Genomic DNA, 22422 nt, shown 5'->3' on the forward strand with positions numbered 1-22422 from the left:
TAAATTGCAACCCCACATCTTAAATTCATCGTATTTAAATAATAGGTTTCCCTGTTTTACTGCTTTCTACTGCACTTTGTTGTAAAACTTCGAAAAATTCTGCATTCGATTTCGTTTTCTTTAATTTACGGATGAATCGTTCTGTAAAGTCAGGTGAGTTTGAAAACATATTTCGTAATTGCCATAGACTATCGAGTTCACTTTTTGGAATTAATAGTTCTTCTTTGCGCGTAGAACTTCTAGAAATATCAATCGCTGGGAAAATTCGTCTTTCAGAAAGGCGTCTATCGAGATGTAACTCCATATTCCCTGTTCCTTTAAATTCTTCATATATCATATCATCCATACGCGAACCCGTATCGACCAATGCAGTCGCTAAAATCGTCAAACTCCCGCCTGCTTCGATATTTCTTGCCGCACCAAAAAAGGTCTTTGGTCCATGCAAAGATGCGGGGTCTAATCCTCCTGATAAAGTACGTCCACTCGGTGGCACAACAAGGTTATACGCACGTGCCAATCGCGTTATGGAGTCCATTAAAATAATCACATCTTCGCCAATTTCGACTAATCGTTTGGCGCGTTCGAGCAATAATTCTGCTACTTTGACATGATGTTTTGGATGCTCGTCAAATGTGGAATGAACCACTTCTGCTTCATCAACGGAGCGTTCAATATCAGTCACTTCTTCCGGTCTTTCTCCAATAAGTAATATGAAAAGTTTAGCGTTGGGTTTGTTCATAACAATCGCATTAGCAATTTCTTTGAGTAAAGAGGTTTTACCTGCTTTAGGTGGTGCAACAATCAAACCACGTTGGCCTAATCCAATCGGCGTGATTAAGTCCATGACACGGGTTGAATAGTTATGGGGTTCCGTTTCTAATCGGATACGTTCATCTGGATATAAAGGTGTTAACGCTTGAAAGTGAGGACGTTTTTTGACTTCTTCTGCATTGTGATCATTAACAAAGTCAACTTGAAGTAATCCGTAATATTTTTCGTTTTCTTTAGGCTTCCGTACTTTACCAGTTACCTTATCGCCTAATTTTATTTCGAAGCGACGAATTTGGCTTGCGGATATATAGATATCTTTTTCCCCTTTTGAAAAGTTAACAGTTCTTAAAAAGCCATAACCGTCTTGCTGTATATCATCAAGAATGCCTTCCATATAATAATTGCCGTCTTGTTCCATTTGCGCTTCCATAATTGCAAGGACAAGTTCTTTTTTGTTTAATTTACTATAGTTAACAAGTTTAAGAGACTTTGCCTTTTCAGTGAGGGCCTTTGTTGTATAATTCTTATATAATTCATGAAAAGATTCATATTGCGGAGATGTTCTTTCCCTTGTCATGTTAAACACTCATTTCATTATAAAGTCTTTAATCGCAAATGTTACGATTAAACCTTACTATATCAAATATTATGCGTTATGACAAAATATCATAAAAATTTTAGGCAAAATTTTAAATTTCGTATACAATGCAACCTCAACAGCAGACGATTCTAGTTCATTACAACAACGGATTGATTGATTTTGCATACAAAAAGCCGAGGTGTCCTCGGCTTTTTTACAAGAAAGAATGACTGATGCACGTTGTCATTTTATAGTATCATCCACACAGGTCAGTTGAGGTTATTCACCTTCATAGTAACCTGCTATAGATTTCACTTCTAAAAATTCTTCAATTCCATAATCTCCCCATTCACGACCAAGTCCAGATTGCTTGTAACCACCGAACGGTAAATCCGCTGCTCGACCTGCCTCATTAATCTCTATTGTTCCGGCTTCAACCGAGCGTGCAACACGAATTAAATCGTCTCTGTTTTTTCCAAATACATAGCCTGCCAGACCATATTTTGTATCATTAGCAATCGCAATGGCTTCATCTAAATCTTTGTAAGTGATAACCGACATAACAGGACCAAAAATCTCTTCTTGCGCAATCGTCATTGCATTATCTACATCGACAAAAATTGTAGGTTTTGCAAAATAACCTTTATCTAGACCCTCAGGTTTTCCTGGTCCACCATAGTATAGCGTTGCGCCTTCATCAATTCCTTTTTGAATATAGGATTGAACTTGATTGAATTGTTTCTCACTTACTAACGGTCCAACTTGTGTCTCACTCTTTTGTGGGTCTCCTACTTTCACTTGCGCCATTTGCTTTTTCGCTTCAGCAATAAAGGCATCCTTAAAGCTTTCAGGTATCAATGTCCGTGTACCAGCAGTACAAACTTGTCCCGTGTTGTTGACCACTTTCATGACTGCTGCCTTCGCGGCTTCTTCAATATCAGCATCTTCTAATATGATGAAAGGCGATTTTCCACCTAATTCAAGAGAAACCTTTTTAAAATCTTGACTCGCTTTCTCCATGATTTTTGTACCTGTTGGGCCTGAACCTGTAAATGACATCATACGTACATCTGGATGTTCGCTCAGTGGTGTACCTACACCTTCACCGTCACCATTCACTAAATTAAATACACCTTTAGGAACACCGGCTTTTTCAAATATCTCTGCTAATATGATGGCAGCAAATGGCGTCATCTCAGAAGGTTTGAGTATAACTGGACTTCCCGCTGCAAATGCTGCTGCGAGTTTTAATGATGTTTGGTTCGTTGGGAAGTTCCACGGTGTGACTAATCCTGCAACACCAATGGCTTCTTTCAAAATTAAATTTTTACCACGGCGTTCTTCAAAACGCATGTCGTTAAGTGCATCACGTGCTGCCTGAAAATGTTTCAATCCCATTTGATAATGAACCATTTCAGATTTTGTTACTGGTGCGCCAAGTTCTAAAGTAATGGCTTCTATTAAATCGGCTTTACGATTTTCATATTCTTTTACGATACGGTCTAGTAAAGCTTGACGTGTTTCAACAGAAGTGTGACGAAATGAAAGATAGACATCATGTGCCGCTTGAACCGCACGATCTACGTCCGCTTGATCACCTTTTGCAATTCGACCGATAACTTCTTCTGTGGCTGGATTAATCACGTCAATCGTTTCTCCACTATGACTTTCAACCCATTCCCCATTGATAAATTGTTTTGTTTGATCTCTCATAAACCAACACTCCTTCATTTAATGTCCTGCCCTTATCATACCACTTCATTATTTTTTTAAACGCTCAGACGACTTATCAAAGTTTCAAGATCGTACAATTCAAAGCACAAAAAAAGAGCAAGGCAACCATTGTATGACCAATGAGACCTTACTCTTTTATTAACATTGCGATTAAATTGATAAATTTTATTGTACTTCTTCCTTAAGCTCAATATAATCATGCGCCCAAGATTCGAGTGGTTCCAATGCTTTTGCTAATGCTACGCCTTTTTCAGTTAAATGGTAACAAACTGAAGGAGGTGTATTAGAAATGACAACTTTAGTTACCAAACCCGCTTCTGCGAGTTCAGCCACTTTCATAGATAATGCTCTGTTCGTAATGGGTGTCAAATCCCTCTTCATCTCTGAAAAGTGCGCTTTATAATCATCACAAGTGGAAAGATAATGTAAAATCAACCCATTCCAACTGCGACCTAATATTTTAAAAGTTTCTTCTAAATATGGACAAACTTCCATAGTTATCACCTCTCATCATTAAATTTGTGATAACAAGAGATTCTGGATTAAGCTTCGATTTGTTCCGTCCAAATATCTGCACCTAACCTTTTCAGTGTTTGAACTATATTCGTATAACCTCGGTAAATGTGCTTGACGTTATAAATCGTTGTCTCACCTTCTGCCAATAAACCTGCAATAATCAAACAGGCACCTGCACGCAAATCACTTGCATACACTTCTGCACCAGTTAAATGTGACGGTTTAACTGTCGCTGTACCTTGATCCGCTGTTATCAATCCATTCATTTTTTGTAGTTCTTTCACATGTCTGAAACGTTCTGGATAAATCGTTTCAGTCACAAAACTCGGTCCATTTGCTAGGAAGAGTAATGGTGTGATAGGCTGCTGTAAATCTGTTGCGAAACCGGGATACACGAGTGTTTTAATGTCCACACTTTTATAAGGTAAAGAAGACGTGACGCGCATATAATCATCACCAGTCTCTATTCTAACACCTAACTCTCGCAATTTCACCGTGAGGGGCTCCACGTGTTTCGGAATAATATTATCAATCAACACTTTTTCTCCACAAGCTGCCGCAATGCACATATACGTCCCTGCCTCAATACGATCAGGAATTATCGTATGACGACTTCCATGTAAATGCGGGACCCCTACAATTTTGATTGAGCTTGTTCCTGCACCTGTCACCTTCGCACCCATGCTATTTAAAAAGTTAGCAACATCTACAACTTCAGGCTCTTTCGCTGCATTTTCAATAATCGTTTGACCTTCAGCACGACTTGCAGCCAACATGATGTTAATCGTTGCACCCACACTCACAATATCGAGATAAATATTCGCACCAACCAGCCGTTCTGCTTCAATCTTCATTGAAGACGTACTCGACTCATCAACCGTTGCACCTAACGCTTTAAACCCTTTAATGTGCTGATCAATCGGTCTTGGCCCAAGCGGACACCCTCCTGGTAATCCAATGACACATTTTTTAAAGCGACCCAGTAACGCACCCATCATATAATATGACGCACGTAAAGATTCAACTTTATTATTCGGCAAAGGGGCATTTTCGATTTGAGTCGGATCGACGGTTAAAGTGGTATCGTCCAATTCCGCACTTATGTTCAAATCTTCTAATAAACTCACTAAAGTCTCAACATCTGAAATTTTAGGCAACCCTTCTAAAGTGACCGGCGATTCTGCCATAAGTGCTGCTGGAATGATCGCCACGGAACTATTTTTAGCGCCATTAATTTCAACACATCCCTTTAAAGTTTGACCACCTCTTATTTTTATCACTTCTTGTGCCATGTCATTGAACTCCTTTTCCCTTGCTCATTTTATCCATAAAATACTATATTAAAAGCATTATAATGTAATTTTTTTCAAATTGCAAAATGAAGTATCACCCGCTTGAAACGATGACGCCATACAAAAATAGGTTGGACACTTATTATCATTGCAGAACAAAAAATTTAAACATACATTCTTTTACAAGTGCACCTAAACATGTGCCTTCCTTAAGTTGAATCAGTAAAGTGAGCTAGAAATATCACAACGCTATATCCTCTCATAATATAAAAAGAGTAGCGACTCACACATATGCATCATCACATGTGCCATCCAACTACTCTCTTTAAATACATCAATGGTATGCACCCGCCGATTATCTTACAATCACTCGTGTACAATCCACCTTCATTCTATAGTGAATTAACCTTTAATGTTATCCGCTTTGTTTGAAGTACCAAACTCTTTAATTTTACCGATCACTGTTGCTTTAATCGCTTCACGTGCTGGTCCTAAGTATTTACGTGGATCATAAACCTCTTGATCTTCCGCTAAAACTTCACGCACACGTTTTGCAGAAGCAATTTGGTTTTCAGTATTGACATTAATTTTTGCTGTACCGAAAGAAATCGCTTTTTTAATATCGTGAGTTGGGATACCTGTACCGCCATGTAAAACCAATGGTAAACCAGTTGAAACACCGATTTCTTCCATTTCTTTAAAACCTAAGTTTGGTTCACCTTTGTAAGGACCATGAACAGAACCTAATGCAGGGGCTAACGTGTCGATACCTGTTTCTTTCACTAAATTTTGACATTCGATTGGATCAGCATAAATCACGCCATCAGCAACAACGTCATCTTCTTGACCTCCAACAGTGCCTAATTCAGCTTCTACAGAAACACCACGTTCATGTGCGTATTCAACAACTTTTTTAGTGATTTTTACATTTTCTTCATAAGGCTCGTGAGATGCATCAATCATCACTGAAGTAAACCCTGCATCAATCGCTTCTTTACATTTTTCAAAGCTTGAACCGTGATCTAAATGAATCGCAACTGGGATTGTAATTTGATAGTCATGTAATAGTCCCTCAACCATTTTAACGACCGTATAAAAACCACCCATGTATCTTGCTGCACCTTCAGAAACACCGAGTATAACAGGTGCATTTTCTTCTTGAGACGCTTGCAAAATGGCTTGAGTGAATTCTAAGTTATTCAAGTTGTATTGACCTACAGCATAACCGTTTTCTTTCGCGTCGATTAACATTTCTTTCATTGAAACTAAAGGCATGAAAGTTCCTCCTTGCGTGCATAGCGCACGAATATTTATAAGTACAGTATAGCAAAGTCACCATTAATATGCACAGACAAATCAGCTGAAATTTGTGAAAAATATCGTAATTTATCATGTAAGCGCAACCATTGATAAACATTGATTCTCAACGCTTTATTTTATAAAATGAATCTTGGTATTCATCAATATACATCAACTTATTCATCGGTTTCGTGAACGACAAAAAGGAGGATGACACAATGTCAAAAATGCTAACGACACAGTTAACGGGTGTATTTAATCGACTCGATCAACAAGCGCTTGATATTCAAATGGCTGCTCAAAGCCTCATTCAAGCTATCGGTGGAGAAGGGCATGTTTATATTAAAGGGTACGGAGATTTAAAATGCTTTGAACCGTATATCCTCTCAAGCTTCGAAAAATTGCATTCGAGCTTGTCCCTTGAAACTTGTACGTCATTTGATGATTTAGACTCGACAGATAGAGTCCTCTTATTCGGTCCAGATTATCAAACGGAAATGCAAACGGATTTAGAGGCATTGCTTGCAGACGATCGAGATGTTGTCGTCATTACAAACAAGCCGAAATCCGAGTCACTCCCGGACCATTTACTCCATTTCATTGACTTGTCAACACCAAGACCCATTGTTTATACCGAAGATTATGATAAAGTGGTGCAACCGCATTTAATTGCATTGAATTATATTTACTATGAAATTTATACACAAATGGTAGAAATGATGCGTGATTTGGATTTAAATGCATAAACTCAAAAATAATAAGGACAGGTATGTCGGAGATTTGCTCCGTGTCCTGTCCTTACTTTTATATTTTCTCTGTTAATGAATCCATTCTTGGCCTCGCTTGTTCCATGTAAGGATAAAGCTTAACATGGCAAGAACACTAATCACAGTGAGCAAAAGGAAACCTGCACCCCAACCTAAATGCTCCACGAGTGCTCCCATGATTACATTTGCCATCACTGCTCCTCCAAGATAGCCAAATAAACCTGTTAGTCCCGCCGCCGTACCTGCTGCTTTTTTAGGGACATAATCCAACGCTTGAAGTCCAATCAGCATGACAGGGCCATAGATTAAAAATCCTATTGTAATCAATGCCAGATTATCAATAAGCGGTTGTCCTGGTGGATTTAACCAATAAACAACAACTGCAATCGTCACACCTATCATGAATATAAAGCCCGCAGGCCCCCGTCGACCGTTGAACACTTTATCCGATAACCATCCGCATATCAATGTACCAGGAATTCCCGCCCATTCATATAAGAAGTAAGCCCAGCCTGAACTTTTCATATCAAAGTGTTTGACCTCACTCAAATACAATGGCGCCCAGTCTAACACCCCGTAACGGACAAAATATACGAAAATATTTGCAATTGCAATAATCCATACCCATTTATTATTAAGTACATATTTGAATAAAATCTCTTTTGTTGTTAATTCTTTCTCGAATGTTTCTTTTTTATGTGTTGGATAATCTTGACGATACGCTTCAATAGAAGGCAAACCCACAGATTGTGGCGTATCACGAATCAAACTGAATGAAAGAATAGCAATAATCAAAGCGAGTAAAGCAGGATATATAAATGCCCCTTCAAAGCCTTGTAAATAACCAAAGTGCCATACACCTGTAAGAGATATACCGGCTAAAGCAATAGGTGCCATTAACCCGCCACCTACGTTATGTGCCACGTTCCAAACTGCTGTTTTGCTCCCGCGTTCACTCACACTAAACCAATGCACAAGCACACGTCCAGACGGCGGCCATCCCATTCCTTGAAACCAACCGTTAAGGAATAACATGATAAACATAATCGCAACACTTGATGTTAACACAGGAATGAATCCCATCATTAAATTCACAATGGCCGTTAATATAAGTCCTAATGTGAGAAACGTCCTTGCATTACTTCTATCACTGACTGTTCCCATCACAAACTTACTTATCCCATATGCAATAGAAATCGCTGATAAAGCAAAACCGAGTTCCCCTTTCGAAAATCCCATATCAGCTAAATACGGCATCGCAATAGAAAAGTTTTTACGCAACAAGTAATAGCCTGCATAACCTAAGAAAATTCCCAAAAACACTTGGCGTCTAAGCCTTTTATATGTCTCATCTTTTTGGTTTTCTGGTACGGGCGTCGTTGCTGCAGGCGGTTCTAACCATCGAAACATACGCATCCTCCTCGTTTAAAAATTATGTTTTATTTTTATGTAAATTTTATTCATTGATTTGATATCTGTCAATAACACTTACACCGCTTTAAAAAGAAGGAAATGATAAAGGTTGGCAGCGCTATCTGATGCTTCATTTTGTCATTTCAATGTTCAACCTATCGGGCCTTTCATTCATGACGATCCAAACTTATAAAGTTAGACGTAAAAAGCGCCTCCGTTTGTGTTTAGGCATCATGGCGTCGATTTGGAGAAGCAAGCATCAGACGTGACTGATACCGGATACAGATAACCACAAATAGGAGCTAGGACCTAATGTCCCAACTCCTATTGTGACGTATCATCTATACGTATGATAACCCCTACACCATCGATGAAATAAGGATTTAAAAGTATGATGTCAATATCAGCAACTTCTTAATTTCACAAGTTCTGTCGACATACCAAATGAGGAATGATGATGAAACTTCGCAGTTCTACATGGCTCAACCTTTCCCATGCGCTTTACAGTATGATATACATGTTTTGAAGGTCAGGCATTTATTTATTTTGATGTAAGACTGCAGCTTCTATAAATGATTTAAAAATCGGTTGTGGGCGTTGAGGGCGAGATAAAAATTCTGGATGGAACTGACACGCAAGGAAGAATGGATGGTCAGCTAATTCGACCATTTCGATTAAGCGACCGTCCGGACTTGTTCCTGAGAATATCATACCTGCCTCTTCTAATTGTGCGCGATAGTCATTATTAAATTCATAACGATGACGATGACGTTCTTCCACAGATGTTGTTCCATAAACTTTTTCCGCTAATGTGCCTTCTTGAATCGCACATGGATATAAGCCGAGACGCAACGTTCCTCCTAAATCTTCAATATCTTTTTGTTCTGGTAACAAATCGATAACTGGATGTGGTGTGTTCGGATCAAGTTCAGCTGAATGGGCACCTTCTAAACCTACAACATGGCGTGCATATTCAACAGTTGCCAGCTGCATACCTAGACAAATACCGAAAAATGGAATCCCTTGTTCACGTGCATATTTGATAGCAGAAATTTTACCTTCACTTGCACGGAAGCCAAATCCACCTGGCACAAGAATACCATCAACATCAGCTAAATAATCTGCAACATTATCATCTGTGACTTCACTTGAATCAATCCAACGAATATCAATGTCTTTCATAAACTGATAACCTGCATGCTTTAATGCTTCCGCGACAGAAAGATACGCATCTTGCAATGAAACGTATTTACCAACGAGCCCAATCGTCACTGTTCCTTCTAAATTGTTCACCACGCGCAGTAAATGGTTCCATTCATCTAACTGTGTTTCACGATCCACTTGTAAATTCAAGCGTTCAATCACGATGTCATCCATGTGCTGATGACTCAATTGTAATGGAATTTCATAAAGTGATTCCGCATCACGGCACTCAATCACACTTTCTTTGTCAATATCACAGAATAATGCGATTTTATCTTTTAAATCTTGCGTCATTTCGTATTCTGTACGTACTACAATTAAGTCAGGTTGAATACCTAGACCACGTAATTCCTTAACACTATGTTGTGTCGGTTTCGTTTTCATTTCACCCGCTGCTTTAATATACGGTAATAAAGTACAGTGCACATACATGACGTTCTCTCGACCTAAGTCGCTTTTAATTTGACGAATCGCTTCGATGAATGGAAGGGATTCTATGTCACCTGTTGTCCCCCCAATTTCCGTAATCACGACATCCGCATGCGTACTTTCACCCGCAAGTAAGAGACGCGACTTGATTTCGTTTGTAATATGAGGAATTACTTGTACAGTTCCCCCTAAATAGTCACCGCGACGTTCTTTTTGCAGGACATGAGAGTATACTTTCCCGGCTGTGACATTGGAATATTGATTTAAATTGATATCGATAAAACGTTCATAATGCCCTAAATCTAGATCGGTTTCAGCACCATCATCTGTTACAAATACTTCACCATGTTGATACGGACTCATTGTCCCCGGATCCACATTCAAGTATGGGTCGAATTTTTGAATTGTCACTTGTAATCCTCTATCTTTTAATAAACGGCCCAGTGAAGCAGCTGTTATTCCTTTTCCTAATGATGAAACCACGCCACCCGTTACGAAAATAAATTTAGTCATTTTTCATTTCCTCCTCTTTAGTTGTCAGAAGTGCTTTCAAACGCTTCAATGTATAGGGGTTATACTTTATGTTCAATTGGATATCGAAACATGCTCACTCATTCTTTATTTTTAAAATAAAAAGGCCCCACTCACAATGTCATGATTGTAAGGGGAACCTCAACGATAGAAAACTGATACATTCAGGTGCTATAATCGCACTCTATCGCTCTCATTTATTTATCCGTCCTTTTTAAAGGAGCCCGAATAAAATTTTATCATGTTGTCATCAAAAGTCAATAAACTTTCATTAGAAATCAGAAATTAAAACGCTTCTTCTTCCTCATCTTCCAGTTCATCATCATACGTTTCATCAATATCTTCGTCGCTTTCTTCTACAACGAGATCAGACTCTTCAATTTCATCTTCCACACGTTCATCTTCTGGATCATTCAAACCTTCTTGATCATCTGTATGGTTCGGAATGTTAGCATCACCGTCTAAATCATCTTCACCGAGCAATGTCAGGTTTTGATCTTCTTCGTCGTCTTCATCAAGAATATCAAATTTTTGAATTGTCGGGGCAATTTTTTCTTCAATATCATCAACTGAATACCAGTCACGGAGTCCCCAAACATTGTCACCGACACTTAAAAAACGTCCATCTGTATTTAAATCAGTATAAAACTGAACAATACGATTTTCAATTTGTGCATCATCATAATGACCAATACGTTTAAATTCATCAATAATATCATACAAATTCATTGTTGCATTTTGTTCATTTAAAAGTGTATAAGCCATATCAATAAATGATCTTTCATCAACCATTTCTTGTGTGTAATCTTGCAATTTCATCAGCACATCTTCCTTTCAAAGGTTAACATTTCTCTACAATTCGATGCTTCCCATAATAAAAAATAGGCGCACATCTGGCAATTTCTAGCGTTTGACGTCATTCATCACCGCTTCATGACACGTCAATCTACACATCCGCGTTAACAAAACTAAATTATAAATCACTACTGATGATTTCGCAATGTTTTCTGTTACATTTTTCTATGAGATGCAAAAAGACCACCTTCAGTTCAACGTAGCATTCTCCAATGACTTCATCATTTCTGCGTTGCACACTTATTTAATAGTTGATGTATTTTTCAAATGTAACATAGTCTTCGGTTGAGACAGTTTCAACAAAATTACTTTTATAAAACAAAGCTGTGTACTGGTGATTAGGTCCGAACAATGTTGTTTCAATCACTTTAATCGCTTGATTTTGTTTGCGTACATACGTGGCTAACTGTCGCAATGCATTTTGTGCGATACCTAATGTTCGATATGCATCATCCACGTATAACGCTCGGATCATTAGACGTGTATTAAAGGCCTCAATTGCGATAAACCCGACTTTCTGATTATCTAACATGAAATTCACAATTTCAATCCCATCAGATGCATCTACTTCATTTCGCACTAACTTTAACGAGGAGACATATTTATGATCTAAATCCAAATAATAAAGTCGTTCTTTCCCAATAGGTCCTTCCTCTTTCGTCGCTGTATGCATAAACCCAGCCCGTTCATAAACATTCCAAGCTGCTTCATTTTCAGCATCTACCACTAAATACAAATGATTAAAGTCAGGGAAAAGCATTTGAACGTATTCTGGCAATGACATCATAATTTTTGTGCCATACCCCTTCCCTTGAAACGCTTCATTAATGGACAGCGAGCGAATATAAATCACTTCATGTGGTGTGTCGTATCCTTCGTGTTGATAATGTTGATGTAGCACAAAAAAGCCAATCACCGCACCCTTGTCATTTAAAACGATATTGGCTTCTCGATTATCATCGTTTAATGCATCATCCAAAACCGCTTTGGGTAAAGAAGAATACACTTGCTGTCTTTCACTTAACTCAAATTGGTATAGTGCATCACGGTATTGCGGATCATAGCATTGTATAGTAATATCATCAAAGCGTTTACTTTTTTTAGTCATTGTTTTCCCCATCCCTTTTACTTTTCATTCCTAAGTATAATGTTGACAAAAATAATGGGGTTTAAACATTCTTTTAACAGGTTGGATTCAACTTGTTAAAGCCACATCACGAATCAACATCAGAGCATCATCTTTGAAAAGCATTCCATTCACTGTACCAAGAAAGGGGTATTTATGAAGAACCACAATCAATCAAAGAAGAAGCATAGCATGATCGTTTATCTCGTGTCATTTAGTATTATTTTAGTTCTCACTTTACTCGCTGCTATTTTCCCTAAAACGTTCGGGACTTATGCACAAAATACATATGATGCTTTAGCCCTCAATTTCGGTTGGCTCTTTTTAATCATTGTCTTCGTTTTAGACATTTTCTTGATTTTCTTAGCCATCTCAAGATATGGCCGTTTTAAATTAGGCGGTGATGATGAAGCACCTGAATTTTCATTTATATCTTGGATCGGGATGTTATTTTCTGCAGGTTTAGGTGTCGGCATCGTATTTTGGGGTGTCGCTGAACCGCTGACACATTATTTACATTCTCCTTTTCCTAAGCAGATTAACGGTCAAACTGTCGAATCTGCAAGGTTAGCAATGGGCTACACATTCTTTCATTGGGGGATTTCGCAATGGTCTATTTTTGCAATGAGTGGATTAATCGTTGCATATTTCCAATTTCGTAAGGAACGGGATGGCCTGATTTCAACAGCGATGGAGCCTGTATTTGGTGAAACGTATCGACGACCATTTCGTAACATTATTGATATTTTAGCGATTATCGCAACAGTGATGGGAATTGCCACTTCTATTGGCTTAGGCATTTTGCAAATCGCTGGTGGCCTTAATCACGTCTTTCATGTGCCTAATACATCCATAACGCTAATCGTCATCACACTACTGATGACAACGATTTTCCTTGGTTCAGCATTAACGGGTATCAATCGAGGCGTTAAATGGTTAAGTCAATTAAACATTATTATCGGCGCATTACTATTGATCTTTATATACATTTTTGGTGACTTGCGTTTTATTGTCGAAACGTTTACAGTATCCATCGGCGATTACCTGACGCATTTTGTTCAATATAGTTTGCGTATGGATCCGTATACAGGGGATAATTCTTGGATTCAGCAATGGACTGTGTTTTATTGGGCTTGGGTCATTTCTTGGTCTCCTTTCATTGGTGGTTTTGTCGCACGTGTTTCACGCGGACGAACAATACGTGAGTTTATTGTTGGTGTGCTTATTATTCCACCGTTTATTTCCTTTCTCTGGATTTCTGGGTTCGGTGGGACAGCCATCAATTGGGCATTGCACCATAACGATGGCATTGAAAAAATCGTCGACCAAGACTATACCGTTGCACTTTTTGAGTTGTTAAGTAAGTTTCCGCTCAATGAATTGACCAGTGCGTTGGCGATTATTTTGATTTTTACATTTATTGTCACGAGTGCAGATTCCACGACGCATATTGTATCAGGAATGGCGACCGGGGGCGTCCAAAATCCTAAGCGTAAACACAAAATGGTATGGGGCATTCTGATTGGGGCTATTTCCGTTTCACTCACTGTTGCTGGTGGTCTCACGAGTTTACAAACTGCTTCAGTTGTGACAGGACTCCCCTTCTCCATTATTTTATTGTTGATGATTTTCTCATTGATGAATGCATTGAGACGTGAACCGACGAAACATTTTAAAATGACACATATAGAGGATGAGAAGGACTTTTCAAGAACGATAGAAGAACGGGAAAGAGATAATGAGATGTAACATTTAATCACGTCAAAATGGGGCCCTAGATACATGCCTCATTTTGACGATGTTCACTTTCAAAAATATCGTACAACACAATTTGATGTTCACTTAAAATTTAGTCTTGTAATTTTGTCATTATCCTATAGTATATATGGGTGATAAACATTTTTTGAGGTGACGTATATGCGTATAGGTATAGATGCTGGTGGAACGTTAATTAAAATCGTTATTGAGGGCAACGGCAAACGAACATTTAAAACATATCCAACGACAGAGATACAAATTGTTGCGGATTGGCTTAATCAGCTTCCATGTAAAGCGATTCATGTCACAGGTGGCAATGCAAAAGTGTTAAGTGCGTTACTCCAGTGCACACCTAAAAATTACATTGAATTTGATGCAGCGGCAAAAGGGGTTCAAATTTTATTAAAAGAGCAAAACATACAAATTCAACGTTATATTTTCACAAATGTCGGGACAGGAACGTCACTTCATTTATCTGATTCGTCCGGTCAAAAACGGGTCGGCGGAATTGGAACGGGTGGCGGGATGATTCAAGGGCTAGGTTATTTACTGACTGGAATATCCCATTATGCGACCTTAACAAAACTCGCATTAGAAGGCAACCGTGATATCATTGACTTAAAAGTTAAACATATTTATAAAAATGATACGCCCCCTATTTCAGGCGAATTAACGGCTGCGAATTTTGGACATGTCTTACTCAATATGGATCAGACATTTACTGATGCGGATAAAATTGCTTCAGTAATTGGCGTTGTGGGTGAAAGTGTGACAACGGTAGCAATTCATGTTGCCAGAGAGCATCAAGTGGAAGATGTTGTTTATATCGGCTCTTCTTTCCATGAAAATCCGTTGTTGCAAAAAGTGGTTACGGATTATACTGTTTTGAGAGGATTCAAACCACATTATTTGCATAATGGTGCATTTTCAGGCGCTTTAGGTACATTATATTTATCATAATATCTCCAATGTGTGTCAATAGAACATGTCATCAGCAGCACAATCTAAAAAGATGAATGTCCGTCGAGTACGCTCGATAACATTCATCTTTTTCATTTTAAAATGTAAGTTCGTTTGCCAACTTTTGAGCTGACACGATTGTGCCGACTACACCTGGCTTAATATCAATCGCAACATAACGATTGTCATCTCGCAATTCATCTAACCATTCCGAGAATACTTCACCTTCCACATCAATCAACTCAAAACTTTCAAAATCTGCTTCAGCTACTTTTTTCGCACGTTGACTCAAGCTCCACACTGGCATGAAATACGATTGATCAAAATGGTCATTCTCGTCATAAACAAGCATAAACTGCTTTTCACCTTTTTGACTTAAACCGTACACCATATCTGTTTTGGCAACATCTTGTACGAATTCACGAATACGAATATTATCCAAATCCGTCATTAAGTCATTAATGGCCTCAACGATTTTAATTTCGTGCCCTTCCACATGATCCGTCACGTTCACGAGTGCTTCATCCTCTTCGTCAAACATTTCATCTAATTCATAAGTAGCGAAGCGGTCGATATCCATCTCTTTAATTTTATCGTAAGCGATGTTTAGATTTTCTAGGTATGCTTTTGCTAATGATTCACGTGTCCAAAAACAGAATAACAATTTGCCATTGTGTTGATGCTTAATCATCTTTTTATCTTTCACAGCAATAAAAAATTGTTCGTTTATTAATATATCTTTATAAAAACGTTCATTCTTATATGACATGACTCCGCTCCTTTACAGATCAAAATCCAATGACAAATATAAACAAAATCGCTCTATTCGTCAAATTTCGTCCGTCTCATTCTCTTTTAACTCTACTATATCAGTAAACATCTTTACGTTAAAGCCCCGCTTTTTCTATAAATTCTTGCTCATAAGCCTCGATCTCAGCTAAACTTTCGGCATGCCAAATACAACCAAATCTCGAATTTACAGCTTTGTCTGTATACCAATCCCCATCATAATAAGATAATGGATACAAAACACCCCGTGTGACAAACTCACAAATAGTATCAAAAAAACGTGCATTATCCCCATTGGCAAAGTAGCTATAAAACTTATGATGCTGACTGACTAATTCATTGCGTAACAACAACATACTTGTCGAACCATTCTGTCTGAAGTTTAAATCAATCGCAAAAATATCACCTTGCGCATCAACGAGTAAGTCAAAACCAGCAATTCCAAAAAAGCCTTGTTGCACTGCTTTTTCCATAATTTCATATCCTGCTTGTATGACACTTTCAGGGACATGCGTCGCATTGATATTACCATTGTAAAACCCATATTCATCCGTCAGTTGTTTGGCTGCACCTAAATATACAATGCCCGCTTCAGGGTGCAAGGCATATTGAACACAATAATTTTCCACTGCTTCAATGCATTGTTCGATGATCAATGTTTTTGTCTCAGCTTCAGCCTGCTCTATACGCCTTACAGCTTTTGCTAAATCTTCATTGTTATAACAAATCATTACCCCATAACCCCCGCAGTCGGTAAATCATCTCCGGGTTTAATCACTAAAGGACAGCTCCAATGTTTGAGTGCCGCTTTAAAATCATCGAATGTAACCACTTCTCTTTTCGGCAAATATTTGCCAGATGTCCATTGGGGAATCAATGATTTATTGTTTAAATCTTTAAATAGTTGTTGATTCATCGCATAATGAGACGGATCCACTACCGTATCATCATGTACATATTGAAAATAAATCACGCGGTTTTGATTTTCAGTCAATGTTTTTAACTGTGCTTCATACGTCTCTTGATCACGAAATGGAATGATTTGTTCTGGCAATGTTTTACCAATCAATTGAAAGAGTTGTACAAGTTTATCTGTAAAACTCGCTTCATGGACTATTACTGGTAAATTCGCAATTAATAATTCCCTACCTGTTAAAAAGTTAGATTGGTGTTCATCAGGGGCTAACCATGGATTCGACACGTAAGAAGGTCTTGATGAATATACGACATTGGTATCATAAATCTCCCCCATTGTAATATGCTGTAAATCTTTTTCATAATTTTTCATCGTTTATGACTCCCTTTTATTTTGATGTTGCCGTTGAATCGTTTGTAACAACGCATCATCTTGTATCAATCTCGCTCCCATCAGTGCAATCGTTTTTGCGCCTATAATCAATGCTTGATCCCCCATCGGACTTACTGCTGCTTCACGAAAACGATGTGTATGACCCACTAAGCTTTTAGGTCCTATTTTAATATGCGGATGAATCGTTGGGACAACATGACTCACATTGCCTGTGTCCGTTGAACCGTAACCGAAATCATCATGACTCACTTCCTCCCCAAGTAAAGTCGCATATTGCTCAAATAAGTCATCTAACGCATCAGATTGAATAAATTCATTAACGCCATTTTGAATTGGCCCAAATTCAAATTCACAACCCGTTTGTATGGCAGCGCCCTTTGCAATATCATGTACTCTTGCCGTCAATACATCTAAATCTTTGCGCGTCGTTGCACGTGTATAAAATCGTGCGTGCGTAAAATCTGGTATAATATTCGCCGCTTGTCCACCTTCTAAAATGACGCCATGGACGCGTTCCGTTTTTTTAATATGTTGACGGAGCTGTGCCACGCCATTGAAATAGCTTAACATCGCATCCAAAGCGTTACGGGCTTCTTCTGCGTTTTCCGAAGCATGTGCACTCTTCCCATAAAATTTAATATCCAGAACATCGACGGCAAGTGTCGGAACTGTACGATATGTTTCATTACCTGGATGTACCATCAGTGCAACATCAATCTGATCAAATAAACCTTCACGAACATATGATGCTTTTGCACTTCCGTTCTCCCCACCTTCTTCAGCGGGACAACCAAACACAATGACCTGTCCCCCAATCTCATCAATAACTTGTTTTAACGCAATGGCCGCTAACACACTCGCTGTTCCGATAATATTATGTCCACATGCATGACCGAGCCCTGGTAATGCATCATATTCGGCAAGATAACTGATTTTAGGACCCGGTGCGCCTGAGTCGTATGTCGCAATAAATCCAGTTGAATGCCCAGCAATGTCTCTCTCTATTTGAAATTGTTGTGCCTTTAAATGTTCGATTAATAATCTCGAAGCGAAAATTTCTTCATTTCCGATCTCTGGCCGATCATGTATTTGATGACTGATATCGATATAGGTCAATCTATGTTGGTCAATATAATCTAAAATCCGCTGCGCTCTCTCCTGCATCAAATCCTCCTCCTTAAAATAAAAAAGTTATCGCATCGTTCTCTCACCAACAAGTACCGTATGACTGATGAACGTATGTGATAACGCCTCTGTTTTCATTTATCTTTCAGTCGTCAAACTGTTGGAATTCGCACCTTTATCGTCAATCCGATGAGGTTGCTGGGTTTCGTTGGGCCAATTCCCTCCACCACTCTCGATAAATTTGATTCAATTGTGTAACCATTTTAACTAATTTTGCGTGTTTTGTCATGTTATTTCAACACTGTTCCAAATCTTCTAACAATTATTGTTTTTATACTGCTTCACTTTCAATTGTATCCTTCTTATTTGTATACTTGTATTTGAAGTTTTTAAAACTTATAAAACCACTCGTATAACTCGGTTTGAAGCCTTTTTTCCTTATCACTCAAGACGTCAACACATCTCAAAATTCTTTTTTCTGCAATTGAATATGTTAAAATGAAGGTAATGATGAAGGAGGGATCACCATGCCAAAAATGAATGTAGAAAGTTTTAATCTCGATCACACTAAAGTCGTTGCACCATTTATTCGGCTTGCTGGCACAATGAAAGGGCTCAATGGAGATGATATTTATAAATATGATATACGGTTTAAACAACCGAACAAAGCGCATATGGAAATGCCCAGTCTCCATTCTTTGGAACATTTAATGGCAGAAAACATTCGCAATCATACAGATAAAGTCGTTGATTTAAGTCCAATGGGGTGTCAGACTGGTTTCTATGTCTCGTTTATTAATCACACAGATTATGATGACGTACTCAATATTATTGAAAAAACGCTCAACGACGTGATTTCAGCTAAAGAAGTCCCTGCATGCAACGAAGTCCAATGTGGTTGGGCCGCTTCTCACTCGTTAGAAGGCGCTCAAGCCATTGCACAATCCTTTTTAGAACAACGCGATCAATGGCACGATGTTTTTGGAACAGGAAACACGGCCACTTCTTAAAAGTTACATTTAAGCAATAATCAAGCGTGAAAAGTGAAACTCACCTAGAGTTGCTCCTTTCACGCTTTGTTCATTCATCTCAAATGAATTAAGATTTTATTGTTATGATTTTCCAGATTTATTCTGTAATCACCTTATGAATCAGCTGCGGTGTTTCTGCATGATCTGAAATCATAATATTATCGTACAATTTTTGTTTCACTTGTTCTACATCTTCACTATTTGCATAAATCGTAAGTAGCGATTCTCCAGCTTCTACTTTGTCGCCAATTTTTTTGTTTAAAACCAATCCAACCGCTAAATCAATCTCATCTTCTTTCGTTTGACGACCCGCACCTAACATCATTGAGGCGATACCAATTTCATTTGCAATCATTTCTGAAACAACCCCACTTTGTTTGGCAGGTAATTCAAATTGATATTGTGCTGTCGGTAATTTTGAAGGATCATCGACCACTGACGCATCGCCACCTTGATTACTTAAAAATGTTTTGAATTTCTCAAGCGCTTGACCATTATCAATCACTTCTTGTAACATTGTGCGCGCTTCGTCTAAATCCGTTGCCTTTTGAGCCAATACGACCATTTGTGAACCTAATGTCAGTACAAGTTCTGTTAAATCTTCCGGCCCTTCCCCTTTCAAAGTATCAATCGCTTCTTTAAGCTCCAACGCATTCCCTATTGCACGACCGAGTGGTTGGCTCATATCAGAAAGAATCGCCATCGTTTGACGCCCCACCTGATTACCGATTTTAACCATCGCATGTGCTAACGCTTCGGCATCTTCTATCGTCTTCATAAATGCACCGTTACCCGTTTTTACATCTAATACAATCGCATCTGCACCCGCCGCAATTTTTTTACTCATAATTGAAGAAGCAATCAATGGAATAGAGTTAATTGTTCCTGTTACATCACGTAAAGCGTAGATTTTTTTGTCCGCAGGCGTAAGATTTCCGGTTTGTCCAATCACAGCGACACGGTCTTCGTTAACGAGCTTGACAAATTCTTCCTCTGAAATTTCAACATGAAAACCCGCCACTGATTCTAATTTATCAATTGTCCCACCAGTATGCCCTAATCCACGGCCACTCATCTTAGCAACAGGGACATCCAATGCAGCGACTAACGGCGCAAGCACAAGCGTTGTCGTATCGCCTACACCCCCAGTAGAATGTTTGTCCACTTTAATGCCTTGAATATTCGATAAATCAATTTGATCACCAGATTCCACCATTGCCATCGTTAAATGTACACGTTCCTCATCTGTCATATCTTGGAAAAAAATTGCCATGGCCAAACTTGACATCTGATAGTCTGGAATGTCATCGTTCGTATATCCATTCACTACAAATTCAATTTCTTCTTTCGTTAATGCGTGACCATCCCTCTTTTTCGCAATAATGTCCACCATTCTCATGGCTATTCCCTCATTTCTTTATCAAATTTAAGTTGTAAAATATTTGTATACATCTTTATTATAAACGAACATGTATCATTTGTTAAACCAAAATAATTCCTTTCATCCCTTAAATAACGGCGATTTAATGACACTTTTTATTCAAGACATTCATCGACATTTGATTATACATCTGTTATCTTTAAATTAATAACTAACCATTCAAGGAGATGTTTAAATATGACACAAGGTACACCCCATATTCAACCCAATGGTAAAAAAATCGCTAAAACGGTTTTAATGCCTGGAGATCCATTACGCGCTAAATTTATCGCTGAAAACTTTTTAGAAAATGTAGAACAATTCAATGAAGTGCGTAACATGTTCGGTTATACAGGGACTTACAAAGGGAAAACGATTTCAGTGATGGGTTCCGGTATGGGCATTCCAAGCATCGGTATTTACTCTTATGAACTGTATCACTTCTTTGATGTTGATACGATTATCCGCATCGGTTCTTGTGGCGCAATGCAAGAGGATATCCAACTTTACGACATCATTATTGGACAAGGGGCTTCGACAAACTCTAATTACGTCGATCAATTCCAAATTCCAGGACACTTTGCACCACTTGCTGATTTTGATCTCGTTGTTAAAGCAAAAGAAGCCGCAGATACAATAGGTGCACGTGCACATGTCGGCAATATTTTATCATCTGATACTTTTTACAACGCAAATCCTGATTTCAATCAAAAATGGATTGATATGGGCATCTTAGGTGTGGAAATGGAATCGGCAGGACTTTATCTCAATGCAACAAAAGCCGGTAAGAAAGCTTTAGGTCTTTTTACTGTTAGTGATCATTTACTTCGTGATGAAGCCACAACTGCAGAAGAACGTCAAAATTCATTTACACAAATGATGGAAATTGCATTAGAAATCGCAGAAGGATAAACGCACTTAAAGAAGCGCGCAGAGATTCATCATCTAAATGAATCCGCTGTCGCGCTTCTTTTTAATATTTAATTCTAATATGCTTTCAACTGTTTTGTGTCTTTGAATTATAGAAAAAATGATTGCTCGTCATCCGTTGCTTGGGCCCAATCCGTCTGCCACATTTTGTCCCTATTATTAGCAAAAAGTTGATATCCTAAATTTCTAAGTGGTCGAGGGATAAGCCACAGTAATACGGCTAAAGCTTTATAACGATCTAACGCATAAATCAATTTTACAATTGCTGTTGATTGAAAAGTGAGTTGATCTCCTTCCTGTAACACAACGCTATTATACGCCAACACTTCGGGATGTGATGCCCTTAAAGCATCCCCAGCCGCACTCTTTAACGGAACGAATACATAACGTCTAGATAAACCATGGCGAATTAACCAAATGGCATAATTATAACAATATACACAGCGATCGTCGTAATAAACGATTGGCATTGAATCACCCCATTCCATAGTTTCATTTTATAGGAAATGGCTAAAAAATTAAAAAGAAACCTTCGCAATCTAATGATTTAAACGCTAGAGTCAAACGTTGGTGTCAATCATCAA

The 22422-nt window shown here is 38.4% G+C and carries 18 protein-coding genes, 1 pseudogene and 1 riboswitch; of the genes and pseudogenes, 5 read left to right on the forward strand and 14 right to left on the reverse strand.

Annotation, left to right across the window (positions count from 1 at the left end; genetic code table 11):
* Positions 1-34: 34 nt before the first annotated feature.
* The 5 genes from rho to fdaB form a co-directional block, all read right to left on the reverse strand.
* Positions 35-1348: a transcription termination factor Rho gene (gene rho, locus B5P37_RS02615; RefSeq protein WP_085236775.1), complete on the reverse strand. Its 1314-nt coding sequence runs from the start codon at positions 1346-1348 to the stop codon at positions 35-37.
* Between the two features lie 282 nt (positions 1349-1630).
* Positions 1631-3064: an aldehyde dehydrogenase family protein gene (locus B5P37_RS02620; RefSeq protein ID WP_085236776.1), complete on the reverse strand. Its 1434-nt coding sequence runs from the start codon at positions 3062-3064 to the stop codon at positions 1631-1633.
* Positions 3065-3250: 186 nt separating this feature from the next.
* Positions 3251-3580: a winged helix-turn-helix transcriptional regulator gene (locus B5P37_RS02625; protein WP_085236777.1), complete on the reverse strand. Its 330-nt coding sequence runs from the start codon at positions 3578-3580 to the stop codon at positions 3251-3253.
* A gap of 47 nt (positions 3581-3627) precedes the next feature.
* Positions 3628-4893 carry a UDP-N-acetylglucosamine 1-carboxyvinyltransferase gene (locus B5P37_RS02630; protein ID WP_085236778.1) on the reverse strand — a complete coding sequence of 422 codons (1266 nt, stop codon included), beginning with the start codon at positions 4891-4893 and terminating at the stop codon, positions 3628-3630.
* Between the two features lie 402 nt (positions 4894-5295).
* Positions 5296-6168, reverse strand: a complete 873-nt coding sequence (gene fdaB / locus B5P37_RS02635; RefSeq protein WP_085236779.1) for a class IIb fructose-bisphosphate aldolase FdaB — start codon at positions 6166-6168, stop codon at positions 5296-5298.
* Between the two features lie 242 nt (positions 6169-6410).
* On the opposite strand from fdaB, the gene B5P37_RS02640 reads away from it, so the two are divergent.
* Positions 6411-6938 (forward strand): DUF2529 family protein, encoded by a 528-nt coding sequence (locus tag B5P37_RS02640; protein ID WP_085236780.1) that lies wholly within the window; start codon positions 6411-6413, stop codon positions 6936-6938.
* 72 nt (positions 6939-7010) lie between these two features.
* Here the strand turns inward: B5P37_RS02640 and glpT are convergent, their stop codons facing one another.
* From glpT to B5P37_RS02660, 4 genes are all read right to left on the reverse strand, one after another.
* Positions 7011-8369, reverse strand: coding sequence for a glycerol-3-phosphate transporter (glpT, locus tag B5P37_RS02645; RefSeq protein WP_085236781.1), 1359 nt, complete (start codon positions 8367-8369; stop codon positions 7011-7013).
* A 540-nt stretch (positions 8370-8909) separates the two neighbouring features.
* Positions 8910-10517, reverse strand: coding sequence for a CTP synthase (locus tag B5P37_RS02650; RefSeq protein ID WP_085236782.1), 1608 nt, complete (start codon positions 10515-10517; stop codon positions 8910-8912).
* Between the two features lie 303 nt (positions 10518-10820).
* Positions 10821-11354, reverse strand: coding sequence for a DNA-directed RNA polymerase subunit delta (rpoE, locus tag B5P37_RS02655; RefSeq protein WP_085236783.1), 534 nt, complete (start codon positions 11352-11354; stop codon positions 10821-10823).
* 280 nt (positions 11355-11634) lie between these two features.
* Positions 11635-12498, reverse strand: coding sequence for a GNAT family N-acetyltransferase (locus tag B5P37_RS02660; protein ID WP_085236784.1), 864 nt, complete (start codon positions 12496-12498; stop codon positions 11635-11637).
* Positions 12499-12672: 174 nt separating this feature from the next.
* Between B5P37_RS02660 and B5P37_RS02665 the strand changes: the two genes are divergently transcribed.
* Together B5P37_RS02665 and coaW are read left to right on the forward strand one after the other, a co-directional pair.
* On the forward strand, positions 12673-14265 hold the full coding sequence (locus B5P37_RS02665) for a BCCT family transporter (protein WP_085236785.1): 1593 nt from the start codon (positions 12673-12675) through the stop codon (positions 14263-14265).
* 168 nt (positions 14266-14433) lie between these two features.
* The gene (coaW, locus tag B5P37_RS02670) at positions 14434-15234 is read left to right on the forward strand and encodes a type II pantothenate kinase (RefSeq protein WP_085236786.1); all 801 of its coding nucleotides are present in this window, start codon (positions 14434-14436) and stop codon (positions 15232-15234) included.
* Positions 15235-15331: 97 nt separating this feature from the next.
* On the opposite strand, the gene B5P37_RS02675 is transcribed toward coaW, so the two are convergent.
* From B5P37_RS02675 to B5P37_RS02685, 3 genes and pseudogenes are all read right to left on the reverse strand, one after another.
* On the reverse strand, positions 15332-16003 hold the full coding sequence (locus tag B5P37_RS02675) for a DUF2750 domain-containing protein (protein ID WP_085236787.1): 672 nt from the start codon (positions 16001-16003) through the stop codon (positions 15332-15334).
* Between the two features lie 118 nt (positions 16004-16121).
* Positions 16122-17311 (reverse strand): annotated as a pseudogene (ldmS, locus tag B5P37_RS02680) (L-aspartate--L-methionine ligase LdmS).
* Between the two features lie 3 nt (positions 17312-17314).
* A complete protein-coding gene (locus B5P37_RS02685) occupies positions 17315-18496 on the reverse strand; it encodes a M20 family metallopeptidase (protein WP_085236788.1) in 1182 nt (393 codons plus the stop codon).
* 96 nt (positions 18497-18592) lie between these two features.
* Positions 18593-18699, reverse strand: a riboswitch (SAM riboswitch).
* A gap of 285 nt (positions 18700-18984) precedes the next feature.
* Here B5P37_RS02685 and B5P37_RS02690 point away from each other — a divergent pair.
* Positions 18985-19467, forward strand: coding sequence for an S-ribosylhomocysteine lyase (locus B5P37_RS02690; RefSeq protein WP_085236789.1), 483 nt, complete (start codon positions 18985-18987; stop codon positions 19465-19467).
* A 118-nt stretch (positions 19468-19585) separates the two neighbouring features.
* On the opposite strand, the gene B5P37_RS02695 is transcribed toward B5P37_RS02690, so the two are convergent.
* Positions 19586-20887 (reverse strand): pyrimidine-nucleoside phosphorylase, encoded by a 1302-nt coding sequence (locus B5P37_RS02695; protein ID WP_085236790.1) that lies wholly within the window; start codon positions 20885-20887, stop codon positions 19586-19588.
* 219 nt (positions 20888-21106) lie between these two features.
* Here B5P37_RS02695 and deoD point away from each other — a divergent pair, with 219 nt between their 5' ends.
* A complete protein-coding gene (gene deoD, locus B5P37_RS02700; protein WP_085236791.1) occupies positions 21107-21820 on the forward strand; it encodes a purine-nucleoside phosphorylase in 714 nt (237 codons plus the stop codon).
* A gap of 107 nt (positions 21821-21927) precedes the next feature.
* On the opposite strand, the gene B5P37_RS02705 is transcribed toward deoD, so the two are convergent.
* Complete coding sequence (locus B5P37_RS02705; protein WP_085236792.1) at positions 21928-22308, reverse strand: thiol-disulfide oxidoreductase DCC family protein; 381 nt, start codon at positions 22306-22308, stop codon at positions 21928-21930.
* Positions 22309-22422 lie beyond the last annotated feature (114 nt).

Source organism: Staphylococcus lutrae (assembly GCF_002101335.1).
GTDB lineage: Bacteria > Bacillota > Bacilli > Staphylococcales > Staphylococcaceae > Staphylococcus > Staphylococcus lutrae.